The sequence below is a fragment of the Streptomyces sp. CB01249 genome, from assembly GCF_001905735.1.
Lineage (GTDB): Bacteria > Actinomycetota > Actinomycetes > Streptomycetales > Streptomycetaceae > Streptomyces.
This window is the reverse complement of record NZ_LISW01000009.1, coordinates 278,791-294,458: the sequence shown is the minus strand read 5'-3', so window position 1 is coordinate 294,458 and position 15,668 is coordinate 278,791. Positions and strand designations below refer to the sequence as shown.

At 72.0% G+C, this 15,668-nt stretch carries 15 protein-coding genes; 8 read left to right on the top strand and 7 right to left on the bottom strand.

Annotated elements, in window-relative coordinates:
• From AMK18_RS31465 to AMK18_RS31455, 3 genes are read left to right on the top strand one after another with little or no spacing between them, the layout of a single operon-like run.
• On the top strand, nt 1–258 hold the full coding sequence (locus AMK18_RS31465; protein ID WP_018102926.1) for an acyl carrier protein: 258 nt from the start codon (nt 1–3) through the stop codon (nt 256–258).
• A 1-nt stretch (nt 259) separates the two neighbouring features.
• Nucleotides 260–739: an SRPBCC family protein gene (locus AMK18_RS31460; RefSeq protein ID WP_018102927.1), complete on the top strand. Its 480-nt coding sequence runs from the start codon at nt 260–262 to the stop codon at nt 737–739.
• 20 nt (nt 740–759) lie between these two features.
• Entirely contained in the window at nt 760–1,092 is a 333-nt protein-coding gene (locus AMK18_RS31455) for a TcmI family type II polyketide cyclase (protein WP_073865475.1), read from the top strand.
• 69 nt (nt 1,093–1,161) lie between these two features.
• Here the strand turns inward: AMK18_RS31455 and AMK18_RS31450 are convergent, their stop codons facing one another.
• Together AMK18_RS31450 and AMK18_RS31445 are read right to left on the bottom strand one after the other, a co-directional pair.
• Nucleotides 1,162–2,223, bottom strand: coding sequence for a methyltransferase (locus tag AMK18_RS31450; RefSeq protein ID WP_073865474.1), 1,062 nt, complete (start codon nt 2,221–2,223; stop codon nt 1,162–1,164).
• A 35-nt stretch (nt 2,224–2,258) separates the two neighbouring features.
• Nucleotides 2,259–3,317 (bottom strand): right-handed parallel beta-helix repeat-containing protein, encoded by a 1,059-nt coding sequence (locus tag AMK18_RS31445; protein WP_073865473.1) that lies wholly within the window; start codon nt 3,315–3,317, stop codon nt 2,259–2,261.
• A gap of 123 nt (nt 3,318–3,440) precedes the next feature.
• On the opposite strand from AMK18_RS31445, the gene AMK18_RS31440 reads away from it, so the two are divergent.
• Complete coding sequence (locus AMK18_RS31440) at nt 3,441–3,848, top strand: ACT domain-containing protein (RefSeq protein WP_073865630.1); 408 nt, start codon at nt 3,441–3,443, stop codon at nt 3,846–3,848.
• Nucleotides 3,849–3,961: 113 nt separating this feature from the next.
• Complete coding sequence (locus AMK18_RS31435; protein WP_026171499.1) at nt 3,962–4,462, top strand: hypothetical protein; 501 nt, start codon at nt 3,962–3,964, stop codon at nt 4,460–4,462.
• Nucleotides 4,463–4,519: 57 nt separating this feature from the next.
• On the opposite strand, the gene AMK18_RS31430 is transcribed toward AMK18_RS31435, so the two are convergent.
• A complete protein-coding gene (locus AMK18_RS31430) occupies nt 4,520–6,733 on the bottom strand; it encodes a terpene synthase family protein (protein WP_073865472.1) in 2,214 nt (737 codons plus the stop codon).
• A 348-nt stretch (nt 6,734–7,081) separates the two neighbouring features.
• Here AMK18_RS31430 and AMK18_RS31425 point away from each other — a divergent pair, with 348 nt between their 5' ends.
• Complete coding sequence (locus tag AMK18_RS31425; RefSeq protein ID WP_073865471.1) at nt 7,082–8,413, top strand: N-acetylmuramoyl-L-alanine amidase; 1,332 nt, start codon at nt 7,082–7,084, stop codon at nt 8,411–8,413.
• A gap of 82 nt (nt 8,414–8,495) precedes the next feature.
• Here the strand turns inward: AMK18_RS31425 and AMK18_RS31420 are convergent, their stop codons facing one another.
• Nucleotides 8,496–9,632 carry an aminoglycoside phosphotransferase family protein gene (locus AMK18_RS31420; protein ID WP_026171500.1) on the bottom strand — a complete coding sequence of 379 codons (1,137 nt, stop codon included), beginning with the start codon at nt 9,630–9,632 and terminating at the stop codon, nt 8,496–8,498.
• 232 nt (nt 9,633–9,864) lie between these two features.
• On the opposite strand from AMK18_RS31420, the gene AMK18_RS31415 reads away from it, so the two are divergent.
• Nucleotides 9,865–11,358, top strand: a complete 1,494-nt coding sequence (locus tag AMK18_RS31415; protein WP_018102936.1) for a DNA-binding protein NsdB — start codon at nt 9,865–9,867, stop codon at nt 11,356–11,358.
• 54 nt (nt 11,359–11,412) lie between these two features.
• Here the strand turns inward: AMK18_RS31415 and AMK18_RS31410 are convergent, their stop codons facing one another.
• Nucleotides 11,413–12,840: a PP2C family protein-serine/threonine phosphatase gene (locus AMK18_RS31410; RefSeq protein WP_073865470.1), complete on the bottom strand. Its 1,428-nt coding sequence runs from the start codon at nt 12,838–12,840 to the stop codon at nt 11,413–11,415.
• Between the two features lie 332 nt (nt 12,841–13,172).
• On the opposite strand from AMK18_RS31410, the gene AMK18_RS31405 reads away from it, so the two are divergent.
• A complete protein-coding gene (locus AMK18_RS31405) occupies nt 13,173–13,433 on the top strand; it encodes a type B 50S ribosomal protein L31 (RefSeq protein WP_073865469.1) in 261 nt (86 codons plus the stop codon).
• A 124-nt stretch (nt 13,434–13,557) separates the two neighbouring features.
• On the opposite strand, the gene AMK18_RS31400 is transcribed toward AMK18_RS31405, so the two are convergent.
• A complete protein-coding gene (locus tag AMK18_RS31400) occupies nt 13,558–14,217 on the bottom strand; it encodes a YoaK family protein (RefSeq protein WP_073865468.1) in 660 nt (219 codons plus the stop codon).
• Between the two features lie 23 nt (nt 14,218–14,240).
• Nucleotides 14,241–15,614, bottom strand: coding sequence for a cryptochrome/photolyase family protein (locus AMK18_RS31395; protein WP_073865467.1), 1,374 nt, complete (start codon nt 15,612–15,614; stop codon nt 14,241–14,243).
• Between the last annotated feature and the right edge of the window lie 54 nt (nt 15,615–15,668).

The window sequence follows — 15,668 nt, the reverse complement described above, 5'->3', positions numbered from 1 at the left end:
ATGACCGAACGACTGACGTACGCAGAACTCGCCGCCCTCATGAAGAAGGGCGCCGGCCTCTCCGTCGACCCCAAGGAGATGGAGAACCGCTCCGACGCCGCCTTCGACGAGTACGGCCTGGACTCCCTCGGCCTGCTCGGCATCGTCGGCGTACTCGAGAACCGGCACGGGCAGCCGCTGCCGGCCGACGCGGACCGGTGCAAGACGCCCCGCGAGTTCCTCGACCTCGTCAACAACAGCCTCATGACAGGAGCCTGACGTGTCCGGACACACCGAGAACGAGATCGTCATCGCCGCCCCCCTGGACCTCGTCTGGGACATGACGAACGACCTGGAGAACTGGCCGCAGCTCTTCAGCGAGTACGCGGCCGTCGAGGTCCTGGAACGGGACGGCGAGCGCACCACCTTCCGCCTGACCATGCACCCCGACGAGAACGGCAAGGTGTGGAGCTGGGTCTCCGAGCGCACCACCGACCGTCCGGGCCGCAACGTCCGGGCCCGCCGCGTCGAGCCCGGGCCGTTCCAGCACATGGACATCCGGTGGGAGTACGCCGAGGTCCCCGGCGGCACCCGCATGCACTGGCAGCAGGACTTCGCGATGCGCCCCGACGCGCCGGTGGACGACGCCTGGATGACCGACAACATCAACCGGAACTCCAAGGTCCAGATGGCGCTGATCCGGGACAAGATCGAGCAGCGCGACCGTGAGCGCCGCTCCGCCGCCGTCCCGGCCAACTGACCGGCAGAGAGGCACCACCCATGCATCACGCACTGATCGTCGCCCGGATGGCGCCGGGATCCGCCCCGGACATCGCGGAACTGTTCGCCGCGTCCGACAACAGCGAACTGCCGCACCTGGTCGGCGTCACCCGCCGCAAGCTCTTCCAGTTCGGCGACGTCTACCTGCACATGATCGAGTCCGAGCAGCCGCCCGGCCCGGAGATCGCCAAGGTGACCGAGCACCCGGAGTTCCGGGCCATCAGCGAACGGCTCACCGCCTTCATCAGTCCGTACGACCCCGAGACCTGGCGCGGGCCGAAGGACGCGATGGCCCACGAGTTCTACCGCTGGGAGCGCGGCGCCCCCGCGTAGGCGGGACGCCAACCGCCCCGGTCCCCGTTCTGCTACGGGGACCGGGGCGGTTTCGCGTACGCCGGAGGGTCAGCCGGGCACCACGCACTCGAAGGCGTGCAGATACGGATTGACCGGCCGGACGCCGTCGATCCGCAGCCCCGCCTCGGAGAGCCGGTCCACCAGGCTCTGCCGGGTGTGCTTGGCGCCGCCCACGTTCAGGAGCAGCAGCAGGTCCATGGCGGTCGTGAACCGCATGGACGGGGTGTCGTCCACCAGGTTCTCGATGACGACGACCCGGGCACCGGGACGGGCCGCCCGGACGACGGCGGCGAGCGCCCGGCGGGTGGACTCGTCGTCCCACTCCAGGATGTTCTTGATGATGTAGAGGTCGGCGGTGACCGGGATGCCCTCCCGGCAGTCCCCGGCCACGATGGACGCCCGCCCGGCCAGCGCCCCGCCGTCCCGCAGCCGCTCGTCGGCCCGGGCGATGACCCCCGGCAGGTCCATCAGGGTGCCGCTCACCGACGGGTGCTTCTCCAGCAGGCTCGCCAGCACGTGCCCCTGGCCGCCGCCGATGTCGGCCACCGACGCGACACCGCCGAGGTCGAGCAGGGCGGCGACGTCCAGCGCCGACTGCACGCTGGAGGTGGTCATCGCCGCGTTGAACACCTGCGCCGACTCGTGGGCGTCCTGGTGGAGGTAGTCGAAGAACTCCTTGCCGAACACGTCCTCGAAGACGTTGCCGCCGGAGCGCACCGCGTCCTCCAGGCGGGGCCACACCTCCCAGGTCCAGGGCTCGGTGCACCACAGAGAGATCGCCCGCAGACTGTCCGGGGCGTCCTCCCGCAGCAGCCGGGACATGTCGGTGTGCGCGAAGGTGCCGTCGGCGTTCTCCGAGAAGACGCCGTAGCAGGCCAGGGCCCGCAGCAGCCGCCGCAGTGGCCCGGGCTCGGTCCCCACCGCGGCCGCCAACTGCTCCGCGGTCTCGGGGGTGTCACCGAGGGCGTCGGCGACACCCAGCCGGGCGACGGCGCGCACGGCGGCGGAGCGGGCCGCGCCGAACACGAGCTCGCGCAGCCGCATCGCCGGCTGCGGGGTGGGAAGGGGCTGGACGGGAGTGGTGCCGGGGGTGGTGCTCACGGTGGTCATGCCGTCTCGCTTCTCCTCGTGCGGGGGGTCACCGGTCAGCACATCCCGGCCGGTGCGGAGGTCGTGCAGACATTGCCGGTGAACCGGTTGCCCGTGCCGGTGTCCCGGTTCGCCAGGTCCGCGGGCTGATTGCCGAGGACGACGTTGCCGGTGACGGTGTTGTCGGTGTTCTTGGCGCCCACGAAGCTCTTGAACAGCACGACGCCGCCGGACAGCGGGGTCGCGCCCACGTTGTCGCGGATCTCGTTGTTCCGCACTTCGGTGGACTCGGTGCCCGTCAGCACGATTCCGGAGCCCTGGATCGCGGGCAGCCGGTCGGTGGCGGCACAGAACTTGTTGTTGCCGGTGATCCGGTTGGAGCGGACCGACATGGCACCGGCCTGCGGGGTGCCCTCGTCGCCCACGACGAACACCCCGCTGCAGTTCGCGGTGAAGGTGTTGTCGCGCACCGACAGGTTGCGCACCCTCCGTGCGGTGAACCCGATGCGGTTGTCGGTCAGGGTGTTGCCCCGGACCCGGGTGCCGCCGGTGTCGGTGGCACCGCCCTCCTCGTCGACGCTGTTGGCGACGAAGATGCCCGCGTCCCCGTTGGAGCGGGCGGTGCTGTCCCGGAGGTCGGAGCGGGTGGACCGCTGCTGCGCGATGCCCCAGACACCGTTGGCGTCGGCGGTCACCGAGCGGACGGACAGCCGGTCCGTCCAGGACGCCCACAGGCCGCTGCGGGCGAACCCGGTGACGCGCAGGGACCTGACGGTCACCCCGTCCACGGTGCCGTCCGCCGTCCCCAGGACGCAGATCCCGTTGCCCGCCCCCGCGCAGTCGTCACCGGAGGCGGCGCGCTCGGCCGCGGGCATGATGACCGTGTCGTCACCGGAGCCGCGCAGGGTCAGGCCCGGCGTGCTGATCCGGACGCTCTCGCGGTAGGTCCCGGGCCGGACGACGATGGTGTCCCCGGGCCGTGCGGCGTCCACCGCCGCCTGGATGGACTGCCCCGGTGACACCACGCGCGCACCCGCCGCGGCGGCCGGTGCGGACGGCACCGCCGCGACCAGTCCGGCGGCCGATACGGCTGCGATGCTCACGAGGCGTGTCATGTGTCGTTTCCTCATGAGCCGAAGCTATGGGCGATCCCGGCTCGGTGCCACGCACGGTGACCGGTTGGACGCGGGACGTGCCCGAATGGCTCACGCCCGCGCCCCGTCGGTAGCGTGGTGACCGTGACAGCCGAAAGCGATCTGCGTGTCCTGCTGAGCGACCTGAGCCCCGAGCCCCACCCCGGCCGGTACGTCTACGCCACCGTGCCCGACGGCACCCTGCCCGGCGGTGTCGCACCCGTCGTCACGGTCCGCGAGAGCGAAGGACTCACCCTGGTGCTCCCCGAGGCCGAGGCCGCGGCGGCCGGGCTGACGTACACCTATGTCGCCGGCTGGATCACCCTGCGGGTGCACTCGGCGCTGGAGGCGGTCGGGCTGACCGCCGCGGTGTCGCTCGCGCTCACCGACGCGGGGATCAGCTGCAACGTGGTGGCGGGGTTCCACCACGACCACCTCTTCGTGCCGCACGAGCGGATGGACGAGGCCGTCACCGTGCTGGAACGGCTGGCCGCGGAGTCGCGCACCGGGTGAGAGGTGTACACGCGAGGGACGTGTGCGGTGTACGGAGGTGTGCCCCCGGGCCTGGGCATATGCCGGTCCGGGCCCGGCTCGGCGAGGTGAGCTGGGACACGTAACATATGTGCATGTCCTTCCTCCGCCGCCGCAGCGCCGCCACACCCGCGGGCCCCGACTTCGACGTCCTGGCCATGGACCCCGGTGACTGGCCCGGCAACCTCGGCGCCGGTCTGCTCCCCGCACCCGACGGCAGCTGCCAGGGTGTGTTCCTCCGGTACGACCTGTTCGGCGGGCGCGGCCCCGCGATGATCATCGGCAACCTGCCGGAGGGTTCACCCGCGCGCGAGACCGAGGAGGGGCAGGTTCCCTTCGAGGTGGCCCAGCTGCTGCTGGCGCTGGAGAACGACGAGCCGGTCGAGGTCACCGGCACCGAGGACATGCCCGTCATGCAGGGCGACAACCTCATGATCGTGCGCCGGGTGAAGCTCTCCGAGAGCCGTATCTCCTGTGTGCAGTTCGACCGCAGCGACGGTGTGCTCGTCACCATCGCCAGCTGGGACCGCCCCATCACCGACGACCTGTACGCCCTCCTCAAGCCGCTGCCCGCCGAACTCTTCCAGCAGGGCTGAGTACACACCACGGTCACCGGGCCGCGCCGCCCGGTGACCGAGGTGCACCTGCAGGAGCTACACCTTCACCTCCGACGGCCGGCCGAACAGCGCCGCCACCTGGGACGCCGAAGTGCCCAGCCCCGTGGGGCCGTTGAGGTGCCAGGGGGCGCCGGTGCCCCGTCGCAGATCCTCCTCGCGGTAGCGCCGGCAGCCCCGGTGCCAGATCAGGATGCCCGCGAGCCAGTGCTTCAGCTCCTGCACGTAGCCCGCCAGGGTCTCCCGCGCCTCCGCGTCCAGGCCGAAGTCGTCGTACAGCACGGGCAGTTCGTACTCGGCGACATGCAGGAACTGCCGCAGCCGCGACTTCATCAGGTCGTACAGGATCGACATACCCGTCGGGTAGTCCACCCCGAAGAAGTTCTGCACCACCAGGACGCCGTTGTGCACCTCGCCCTCGTACTCGATCTCCTTCTGGTACGAGAACAGGTCGTTGAGCAACGCCGCGTAGTCGGCGGCCGCGTTCTCCAGGGAGCGCAGCGGGCCGCTCTCGTAGATCTCCTGCGGCACCTTCCGGCCGTGCCCGATCCGGCACAGGCTCATCGTCAGGTCCGAGCCGAACGTCATGCGCCGCATCTCGACGTAGTCCACCGGGTCGGGAATCCGGTGCTGCGCCTGGTTCGCCAGCTCCCACAGCCAGCTCGCCGTCATGTCCTCCACGGACGTGCGGAAGGCGCGCCGCCCGGCGTCGTCCATCGGGCCCGCCGTACGCTCCCAGAGGTCGCCGAGCCCCCGTTCCAGCGCGTTGACCGGCTCCGGGGCCGGGCTCCCGTCCAGCGGCATGAACAGCGACAGCCGCTCGTTGGCCAGCCGGGCCCCCGCCAGATCGCGGGTCCGGCCGTGCACCACCGGGAACCAGTCGTCGCCGTACGTCCCCCACGCCAGCCACCCCGAGGACAGGTCGAGCCCGTCCGGCGTCGCGTCCGGGTGGATACCGGCCGCGCACAACGGCAGGTCGATCGCCCGCAGACGCTCCTCGTCCCAGATGTGCGAACCCGGCACCCCGGGCTGCGGCCCCAGGATGCCCATCCGGTCCGCCCAGACCACCAGCCGTTCGCGGGCGCCCTCCAGATGCGGGCTCAGCGTGGTGTCGAACGGCAGGTCGAAGTCGGGGAGCAACGACGGGCCCACGTGCTGGAAGAGCACATGGCTGTGGCTGCGCAGCCGGGCCGACTCGGAGCGCCGGGTGAACCGGATCGACGCGGCGGACATCCCGAAGCCCGGCTCGGCCTCACCGGCCCCGCCGTCGTTCATGTAGCGGCTGGAGCGCATGTGCCACTCATGGCCGCCCGACTGCCAGTCCTGCAACCCCTTCACATACGCCCCGACCGCCGCCGTCTGCGCCGCGTCCAGCCCCTTGGCCGCGCAGAGCGGGCCCACCTCGGTCAGCGCGGTGTTCTCGAACTGCTGGAGCCTGGACGTCAGCAGGTCGTTCACCGCCTCGGCCGCCTCCTGCGTCGAGCAGCCGAGGAAACGCTCCAGGACCAGCACCCCGTTGCTGTTCTCGCCCTCGTCCTCCACCTCGCGCTGGTACGAGAAGAGGTCGTTGCGCAGATGCACCCCGTCCGAGAACGCGTCACTCAGCACCCGCAGCGCCCGTTCACCGGCCACCGCCTCCGGCACCTCGGCCCCGGCCGCGTACTCCACCAGACCCGCCGACCAGGGGGCCCCGCCCACCTTGCGGCGCATCTCGATGTACTCGACGGGGTTCGCGATGCGGCCCTCGTTGATGTTGGCGAGCTCCCACAGCGACTCGTTGAGGAGGTTCCGCGTCGACTCCGCGAACCGCGACCGCCACGCGTCCGACATCGCGGGCACCGTACGTGCCCACAGATCCGCGAGCCCCGCCTCCACCGGGTTCTCCGGCTCCGGCACCGGCGCACCGCGCTCCATCGGCATGAACGCGGGCAGCCGGTCCAGATACCGCTTCCCGCCCTCGCGGTCCGGGGTCCGCTTGAACAGCTCCAGGAAGTGGTCGTCGAAGAAGAAGACCCACACGTACCAGTCGGTGACCAGCGACAGCGCCTCGGCCGAGCAGTCGGGATGGGTGTACGCGCACAGCAGCGCGTAGTCGTGCGCGTCGAGGTCCTTCTCCTCCCAGATACCGGACCCCTCCAGCATCCCCATGGCCCGCGCCCACGTCTTCGTGTGCTGCCGGGCCTCCTCCACATGGGGGTTGAGACGCGCCGGATACGGAACATAGAAGTCCGGCAGGGTGAACGGCTGAGCCATGTGCGTCCGGCCTTTCCGAGAGCCATCGCGTGAGTCCCACGCGCATCGGTCCTGTCGGCGCCAGCACTACCCTTGGTCCGTTCGGGGCACGCACAGCCGCGATTAGTCACACCGCAGAGCGCCCGTTCGAGGGACACCCGTGCCGGTGCGGACGCGTAAAACCCTGGTAACGGGTCATCGCCACACCCCCGCCGTTTCCCGCCCTTCGCAGGTCACAGGCCCTGTCAGTGGTCTGGTCCAGTGGCTCAACGCGCTGCGCTCCCAGCACTCTTGACGCCCCTTCACCTCAGGTCACAGAGTGTGCGCGCACGCCCGCAACGGCTCCACCCGGCTCTACGAAGGGTTGTCATGACGTCCAAGCAGAGGACCAGGCTCGCACTCGCCTTCACCACCGCCGGGGCGCTGAGCCTCGCGCTGCTCAGCCCGGTCGCCCAGGCCGGCGCCGACGGGGTCCGGCCCGAGTGCCCGCGCGGTCTCGCCTGCGACTGGGTCCCGGCCGCCTACCAGCAGACCGGCGACCCGGCCGACAAGGAGACGTACGGCAACTACGACACCGCCGACCGGCCGCAGACCAACAAGATCAAGTTCATCGTGCTGCACGACACCGAGGAGGACTTCGACACCACGCTGAAGATCTTCCAGAACCCGTTGAAGCAGACCTCGGCCCACTACGTCGTACGCTCCGCCGACGGCCACGTCACCCAGATGGTCAAGAACAAGGACGTCGCCTGGCAGGCCGGCAACTGGTACGTCAACAGCCACTCCATCGGCATCGAACAGGAAGGCGTCGCCGTCGACGGCGCCCAGTGGTACACCCCCGAGATGTACCGCTCGACCGCCGCCCTCGTGCGCTACCTCGCCGCCAAGTACGACATCCCGCTCGACCGCCAGCACATCATCGGCCACGACGGCGTCCCGCCCACCAGCGCCGCCGGCACCAAGGGCATGCACTGGGACCCGGGCACCTACTGGGACTGGAACTACTTCATGACCCTGCTCGGCAGGCCCACCCTGCCGACCGCTCTCCCCGGCAGCCAACTGGTCACCGTCAGCCCGAGCTTCAAGAAGAACCAGCAGGCCTTCCGCGACTGCGAGAAGAACGTGGACCTGCCCGTCCAGGGCTCCAGCGCCGTCCCGCTGCACACCGCGCCCTCCGACGACGCGCCCCTCTTCTCCGACCCCGGCATCCACACGGACGGCTCGCCCGGCACCAACTGCGCCGCCGACTGGGGCAGCAAGATCAGCGCCACCCAGCAGGCCGTGGTCGCCGGCCGCGCCCCCGGCTGGACGGCGATCTGGTGGTACGGCGAGAAGGCGTGGTTCCGTACCCCGGCCTTCACCCACACCACCGTTCCCACCTCCGGTTACGTCGTCCGCCCGAAGGCCGGCAAGGCGGAGGTGCCGGTGTACGGGGTCGCCTACCCGGAGAAGTCGGAGTACCCGGCGGACTTCGCGGACCAGCGGGTCGGCACACCGCTCCAGTACACGATCAAGGCCGGCCAGTCCTACCCCGGCGGCGGCGAGGCGCCCACCGGCTTCTTCTACGCGCCGACGATCGACGCCTCCCTCCCGCTGGACCACGCGTACTTCAAGGGCAAGGAGAAGTACGTGACCGTCCAGATCGGCCACCGCGTCGCCTTCGTCAAGGCGTCCGACGTGGACATCGTCCGCGCCCGCTGAGGCCCCGGCCCGCACACAACAGCGCGCCGCGGGCCCGGTGTGTCGGCACCGGACCCGCGGCGCGCCCCGTGGGGCCGGCCGGTCAGCGCGTGCCGACCGCCGCCCGCACGGCGTTCCGGGCCATCGCGCAGTCGTCGTGCAGCCGGCGAAGCAGCAGCCGCTGCTCCTCGCCCGGGGCGAGCGCGCCCGCCCGGTCCTGCACGGCCCGGGCGGGCCCGGCCTCCCGCATGGCCCGCTGCACGGCCGTCTCGTACCGGCGGATCTCCCGCGTGAGGACGAGCATCAGGTTGACCAGGAACGCGTCGCGCGCCGCCGGACCGGCGACCTGCGCCAGCTTGCTGATCTCGCGCCGGGCCACCGGGGCGTCACCCAGTACGGTCCACAGCGTCGCCAGGTCGTACCCCGGCAGATACCAGCCCGCGTGCTCCCAGTCCACCAGCACCGGACCCGTGGGCGACAGCAGGATGTTGGACAGCAGCGCGTCCCCGTGGCAGAACTGCCCCGTCGCGCCGCGCCCGCCGGAGTGGGCGATCCCGTGCAGCAGCTTCTGCAGGTCGCCCAGGTCCCGGTCGGTGAAGAGACCCAGCTCGTGGTAGCGGTTGATCCGCGCCGCGTAGTCCAGCGGCGCCTCGAACAGGCCCGCCGGCGGACGCCAGGCGTTCACCCGGGCCACCGCTCCGAGCACGGCACGCAGGTCCGCGCGGGGCGGGGCCTCGGCGGGGTGGCGCGTCAGGGCGGCCACCCGGCCCGGCATCCGCTCGATGACCAGCGTGCAGTTCTCCGGGTCCGCGGCGATGAGCCGGGGCACCCGGACCGGCGGGCGGTGCCGGACGAACGCCCGGTATGCCGCTATTTCGTGCCGGAACCGCTCCGACCACGCGGGGGAGTGGTCCAGTAAACACTTCGCCACCGCCGTCGCCCGCCCCGTGGAGCCGACCAGCAGCACCGAACGCCCGCTGCGCCGCAGCACCTGCACCGGATTGAACTCCGGGCAGATCCGGTGCACGGACGCGATCACCATCCTCAGCTGGGCGCCCTGGGGGCCCGACAGGTCCAGGCGCCCGCCGAGCGAGGGGGCGCCGGGCCCTCCCGGCCGCCGGGGCCGCCCGAGGCCGGGGGGCGGGACGGTGGTGCGCGGGTCGAGGTACGGTCCGCCGCCCGCCTGGAGGGGACGCAGCGGCCGGGGCGGGGCGGACACGGAGGACGATGCTGTGTACATGGGCGATACAGATCCCTTCGTGCGCCGACAAGTTGCGTGCGCCACCCCGGCCGGCGGCCGTTCGGCACCCTGGGGAGTACCTAGGGCTGCCGGGCGGGGTTGCGCTTTCTTACCTGACACCGGGATGCGGGTGTCTCTCGACATAGCGCACCCTGGCGAAACCCTGGCGAATAGTCGCAGGGCATCTGACACGGGGTTACTGTCAACACAGCCGAGAACCTGGGGGCTTGACGTGACCGGAGAACCCAACACCCGCCTGTCGGACCTGTTCGGCCTTGCCGGCTGGTCCAAGGGCGAACTCGCGAGAATGGTGAACCGGAAGGCGGCGGCCATGGGCCATCCGCAACTGGCCACCGACACCTCGCGCGTGAGGCGCTGGATCGACATGGGGGAGTCCCCCCGCGATCCCGTGCCGAAGGTGCTGGCGGCTCTGTTCACCGAGCGGCTCGGTCGTGTCGTGACCATCGAGGACCTCGGGTTCGGCCGGCGCGGGCGTGCGGGGAAGCGGCGAGAGGCCGGGACGCAGGACAATCCCGAGCAACTCCCGTGGCCGCCCGAACGGACGGCAGCGGTCCTCACCGAATTCACGGGAATGGACCTCATGCTCAACCGACGCGGCTTGATGAGCGCGGGCGCCGTGCTCGCCGCCGGCTCCGCCATCGCCGGCCCCATGTACGACTGGCTGCACACCGACCCCGCCCTCGCGGCACAGGCCCCGCGGGCCGGCGACGCCCTGCACGCGGACCAGGCCGGCTTCGACCGGTACGAGGCCGCCCCCATCGGCTCCGAGGAGATCGAGGCGCTGGAGCGGTCCGTCGAGGTCTTCCGCGCCTGGGACGCCTCCCGGGGCGGCGGCCTCCAGCGCAAGGCCGTGGTGGGCCAGCTCAACGAGGTGGGCGGCATGCTCGCGTACCACCACCCCGCCCATCTCCAGAAGCGGTTGTGGGGCGTCGCCGCCAACCTCGCCGTTCTGGCGGGGTGGATGTCGCACGACGTCGGCCTCGAACCCACCGCCCAGAAGTACTTCGTCATCGCCGCGCACGCGGCACGCGAGGGCGGCGACCGCCCGCGCGCCGGCGAGGCCCTGTCCCGCGCGGCGCGCCAGATGGTCCACCTGGGCCGTCCCGACGACGCCCTCGACCTGATGAAGCTCGCCAAGTCCGGCTCCGGCGACGCCGTTCTGCCGCGCACCCAGGCGATGCTCTGCACCATCGAGGCGTGGGCGCAGGCGTCCATGGGCCGGGGCCAGGCCATGCGGCGCACCCTGGGCCGGGCCGAGGAGCTCTTCGTCTCGGACAAGGCCGACGTGCCCCCGCCCAGCTGGATGCAGATGTTCGACGAGGCCGACATGCACGGCATGCAGGCCCTCGCCTTCCGGACGCTCGCCGAACACGACCCCTCGGCGGCGGTCATCGCCCAGCGGCACGCGAAGCAGGCCCTGGAGCTGCGGGTCAACGGCCGCGAGCGGTCCAAGATCTTCGACTACATCTCGCTCGCCTCGGCGTGCTTCATCGCCGACGACCCGGAACAGGCCGACCGCTACGCCCGGCTCGCCCTGGTCACCATGGGGGAGACCTCCTCCCACCGGACCTGGGACCGGCTGCGCGAGATGTACCGGCTGACCGGGCAGTTCTCGGGTTACGCGAAGATCGAGGACCTGCGCGAGCAGATCCAGCTCGCCGTGCCGCCGAACCAGCGCAAGAAGCCGGGGAGCGCAACGATCTGACGAGCCCGGGACGCGAGGGAGTACCGGGCCGCGCAGAAGGGGGCTGTCGCTTCCTTACGCCCCGACGCGGGCGACCAGCACGCACGCGTCGTCCAGCCGCTCGGCCGCGCCGAAGGTCTCGACGACGATCCGTACGCACTCCTGCGCCGAGCGGGCCTCGGTGAACCGCGGGGCCAGCCCCAGCAGCGTGTCCGTACCCGGGCGCGCACCACCGTGCCCGGCGGCATCGTCGCGGGCCAGTCCGTCGGTGTGCAGCACCAGCACGTCGCCGGGCAGCAGCTGCACCTCGACCTGCTCGTAGGCGACCCCGGAGGCCGCTCCGAGCAGCACCCCGTCCGGCAGCGGCAGCGGGCGTCCGGTGCCGTCACGGAAGAGCAGGGGCGCGGGGTGTCCGGCCTGCGCCCAGTCCAGGGTGCGCGTCGCCGGGTCGAACCTGCCGCACACGGCGCTGCCCAGCGCCGGCTGAATGGAGGTCTCCAGCAACTGGTTGAGGTGCCCGAGGAGGGCACCGGGCTCGATACCGGCCGTCGCCATGCCGCGCACCGCGCCCATCACGACCGCCATGGCGGAGGTGGCCTGGACGCCGTGGCCGGTGAGATCGCCGACGGTGAGCATCGTCCTGCCGTCGGGCAGTTCCATGGCGTCGTACCAGCCGCCGCCGACCAGGGCGCTCGTCTCGGACGGCAGGTAGTGCGCGGCGATGTCCAGGGCGCCGGGGCCCCGGTCGGGGAGGCGGAGGGAGGTCTGCCACGGCGGGAGGACGGCTTCCGCCGGCTCCGCCGGGGTCCGGTGTCCGGTGGCGGGCTGTTCGCGGCGCAGCGAGTCATGGGTGCGGCGCACGACCTGCTGGCTGCGCCGCAGCGCGCTGACGTCGCGCAGGACGGCCCACATGGAGGCGGTGCAGCCGTCCGTGTCGAGCACGGGCTCGCCCATCATGTGCAGGGTCCGCACCCGCCCGTCGGTGTGCCGGATGCGGAACTCGCCGTCTATCGGCTTGCCGTCCACCAGGCAGTCCGTGACGAGCGCGGTGAGTAACGGCTGGTCCTCGGGGAGCAGCCGGGAGGGCAGGGCGTCCAGCGAGAGCCCGCCCGCCTCCGGGTCCCGGCCGAAGATCCGGAACAGCTCGCCGGACCAGCTGACCTCGTCGGTGAGCAGATTCCATTCGGCGCTGCCGACCCGGCCGATCAGGGAGCCGGCGGGCTCGTCGGCGGTGTCCGCGGGCTGTTCGGAGGGCTCGGCGGGCAGGCCGTCCCGGAGCTGTCCGAGATGGGTGCCGAGATCGTCCAGCTGGTGCACCGCCAGTTCGCACAGCGCGCGCTGCCACCGCGTCCGCGGGTCGTCCTCGTCCACCACGCGCACGGCGTCGCGCCGCACCGCGTCCACGTCGCCGCGCAGCCGGCGCGTGCGGTGGATCAACGCGTCGACCGCATCGCGCTCGGGCGGTTGCGGGGCGGAGCGGTCCGCGGAGAGGGGGGACGGCATGTCGTACTCCGATACAGGGCGGCACAACCAGTGACGAAGGGTGGACCGCATACGACTTTCGCACAGCCGGAAGAGGCCCGTAAGTGGTTTGGCAACACTCGATGCGTTCTTGCATCCGGCATATGCCAGCGGCTGACTGTAACCCATCTATTTTCGAACAGCCTTGCTGCTGGCGGCGGTTGGTGCAAGTCGCGAGGTGTGCGGCGGCCGGGAATGCGGGGGAGGGGTGCCGTGTTGTACGGGCAGAACGAAAACGAATCCCGTTCCCATCAGGGTCCGGGGTCCGTGATCGTCACCGCTTACGACCGTCCGCGTCCAGGAAGGAACGCCTCATGAAGTCCCGTATCCACCCCGTCTCCCGTCCGGTGGTCTTCCGCGACCGCGCCGCCGGGACCGCCTTCCTCACCCGTTCCACCGCCGACTCCGAGCGGCGCGTGACATGGGAGGACGGCCGCAGCTACCCCGTCATCGACGTGGAGACCTCGTCGGCCAGCCACCCCTTCTACACGGGCACCCGGCAGGTGCTGGACCCGGCGGGCCGGATCGAGCAGTTCCACCGCCGTTACGGCACCGAGGCACCCGCCGCCCGCTGACCGAGACTCCCTGCGGGCCGCCCGCCCCGTGCCCTGGATCACAGTCCGGGGCGCGGATTGCGGGGAACGGACAGTGATGGTTTATCGTTCACCTATATGTGGATGACGCACTGAGCGCCCGCACTCAAGCCGCCCCGGCTGGATTCCCCCGATCCGGCCGGGGCTTCCCCTTTCCCGGCCCGGCCACCGCCCGTCCGGGCCCCGCCGCGGCCTCCACCAGCAGTGCCGCAGCCGCCAGCGCCACGGCCACGATCGCACCGCCCTCCCGCCACAGCCGCACGGTCAGCGCCGCGAGCGCGGCCCCCGCCACCACGGCGGCCAGCCGCCCGGCCGTCCAGCCGTCGTCGCCCCGCCGCGCCCCCACCGCGAGACGGCCGAGGAGCGAGGTCAGCGTCCCGGTGAAGTAGTTCGTGGGCGTCGCCCGCACCCGCCCCTGGATCCCCATCGCGAGCCCCATGAGCACCAGCAGACCCAGCCGGTCCGTGTCCGACGCCACCAGCCCGGCCGCCCACAGCCCCGCCCCCGCCGCGAGCAGGACCACCTCGGCCAGCAGCATCAACGGCACCCGCCGCCACATCCGCTCCCCGGCCAGCGCGGCACCGGCCACCCCGCAGCCGTACGAGACCAGCGCGGTGACCACCCGCAGCGCGACGCCCTCCTCACCCGCCCCGGCGGCCGAGGCGCCCAGCAGCACCAGGTTCCCGGTCATCACCCCGGCGAAGACCTGGCCGACACAGAGGAAGACGAACGCGTCCGCCGCCCCGGACGCCGCCGACAGCAGCAACAGCGCGACGCGCTCCCGCCCCCTCACTCCAGCCCACGCGCCTGCCGGAACCGGGCCAGGCCCTCGGCCAGCTCCACCACCGGCTCCGGATAGCCCAGCCGCTTCCGCTCCTCCTCCGGCAGCTTCCACGGCTCGTGCACGGCGGACCCGGACACCGGGGCCAGCTCCGGCACCCAGCGCCGGACGTACTCCCCGTCCGGGTCGAGCCGCTTGCCCTGCACGACCGGGTTGAGCACCCGGTTGGGGCGGCTGTCGGTGCCGGTGCCCGCCATCCACTGCCAGTTCATCTGGTTGTTGGGGATGTCGCCGTCCACCAGGAGGTCCAGGAAGTGGCGTGCCCCGACGCGCCAGTCCACGTACAGCGTCTTGGTGAGGAAGGAGGCGGTGAGCAGCCGGCCCCGGTTGTGCATCCAGCCCTCGTGGCGCAGCTGGCGCATCGCGGCGTCGACCATCGGATAGCCGGTGCGCCCCTGCCGCCATGCCTCGACCTCGTCGGCCGCGTCCGCCTCGGAGCGCCACCGGTCGTGCTTGTCGCGGTAGTTCGCGTGCGAGGAGGCGGGCCGGGCCGCGAGGACCTGGTAGTGGAACTCCCGCCAGCACAGCTGCCGTACGAAGGCCTCGGCCCCCGCGCCGCCCGCGTCCCGGCACCTGCGCACCAGCTCCACGGGGGACAGGGTGCCGAAGTGCAGATGCGGCGAGAGGCGTGAAGTGCCGTCCGCCGCAAGGTCGTCGTGGCTGTCCTCGTACCCGGCGAGCCCGCGCCGCCGCCAGGCCGTGAACGCCTTGCGCCCCGCCTCCTCGCCGCCCTCCGCGAGCCCTTCCGACACACCGGAGACGCCGCCGCGGGACGGCAGCTTCTCGGAGCGCGGCCCGTCCGGCACCCGGACCGTGCGCGGCGCGCCGAACACGTCACGCAGCCGCTCCTGCGCCCAGCGCCTGAAGTACGGGGTGAACACGGCGAAGTGGTCCGATGAGGCGGGCGTCACCGCGCCGGGCGCCACCGCCGTGACCACCCCGTCGTGGACGCGCAGCCGCCGCCCGTCCGCCTCCAGCGCCTCGCGCAGCCGCTCCTCGCGGCGCCGGGCGTACGCGCTGACGCCGGCCGCCACGTGCACCTCGTCGGCACCGGTCTCCGAGGCGACCGCGCACACCTCCTCGGCCACCTCCCCGGACCGGACGACCAGCCGGCCGCCCCGGTCGCGCAGTCCGGCGTCCAGATCGCGCAGGCAGTCCGCGAGGAACGCGCGCCGGTTCGGGGCGTCGAAGCCCGCCTCCCCGATCGCGCTGTCCCGGACGAACAGGGGCACGATCTCGTCGGCCGACGCCAGCGCGGCGTGCAGCGGCGGATGGTCGTGCAGACGGAGGTCGGCGGTGAACAGGACGACCGCAACGGTCATGGCGCAACTCCAGTTGAGGCGGGGACAGCCATGCTGCCGCTACCCCGCCGCCCC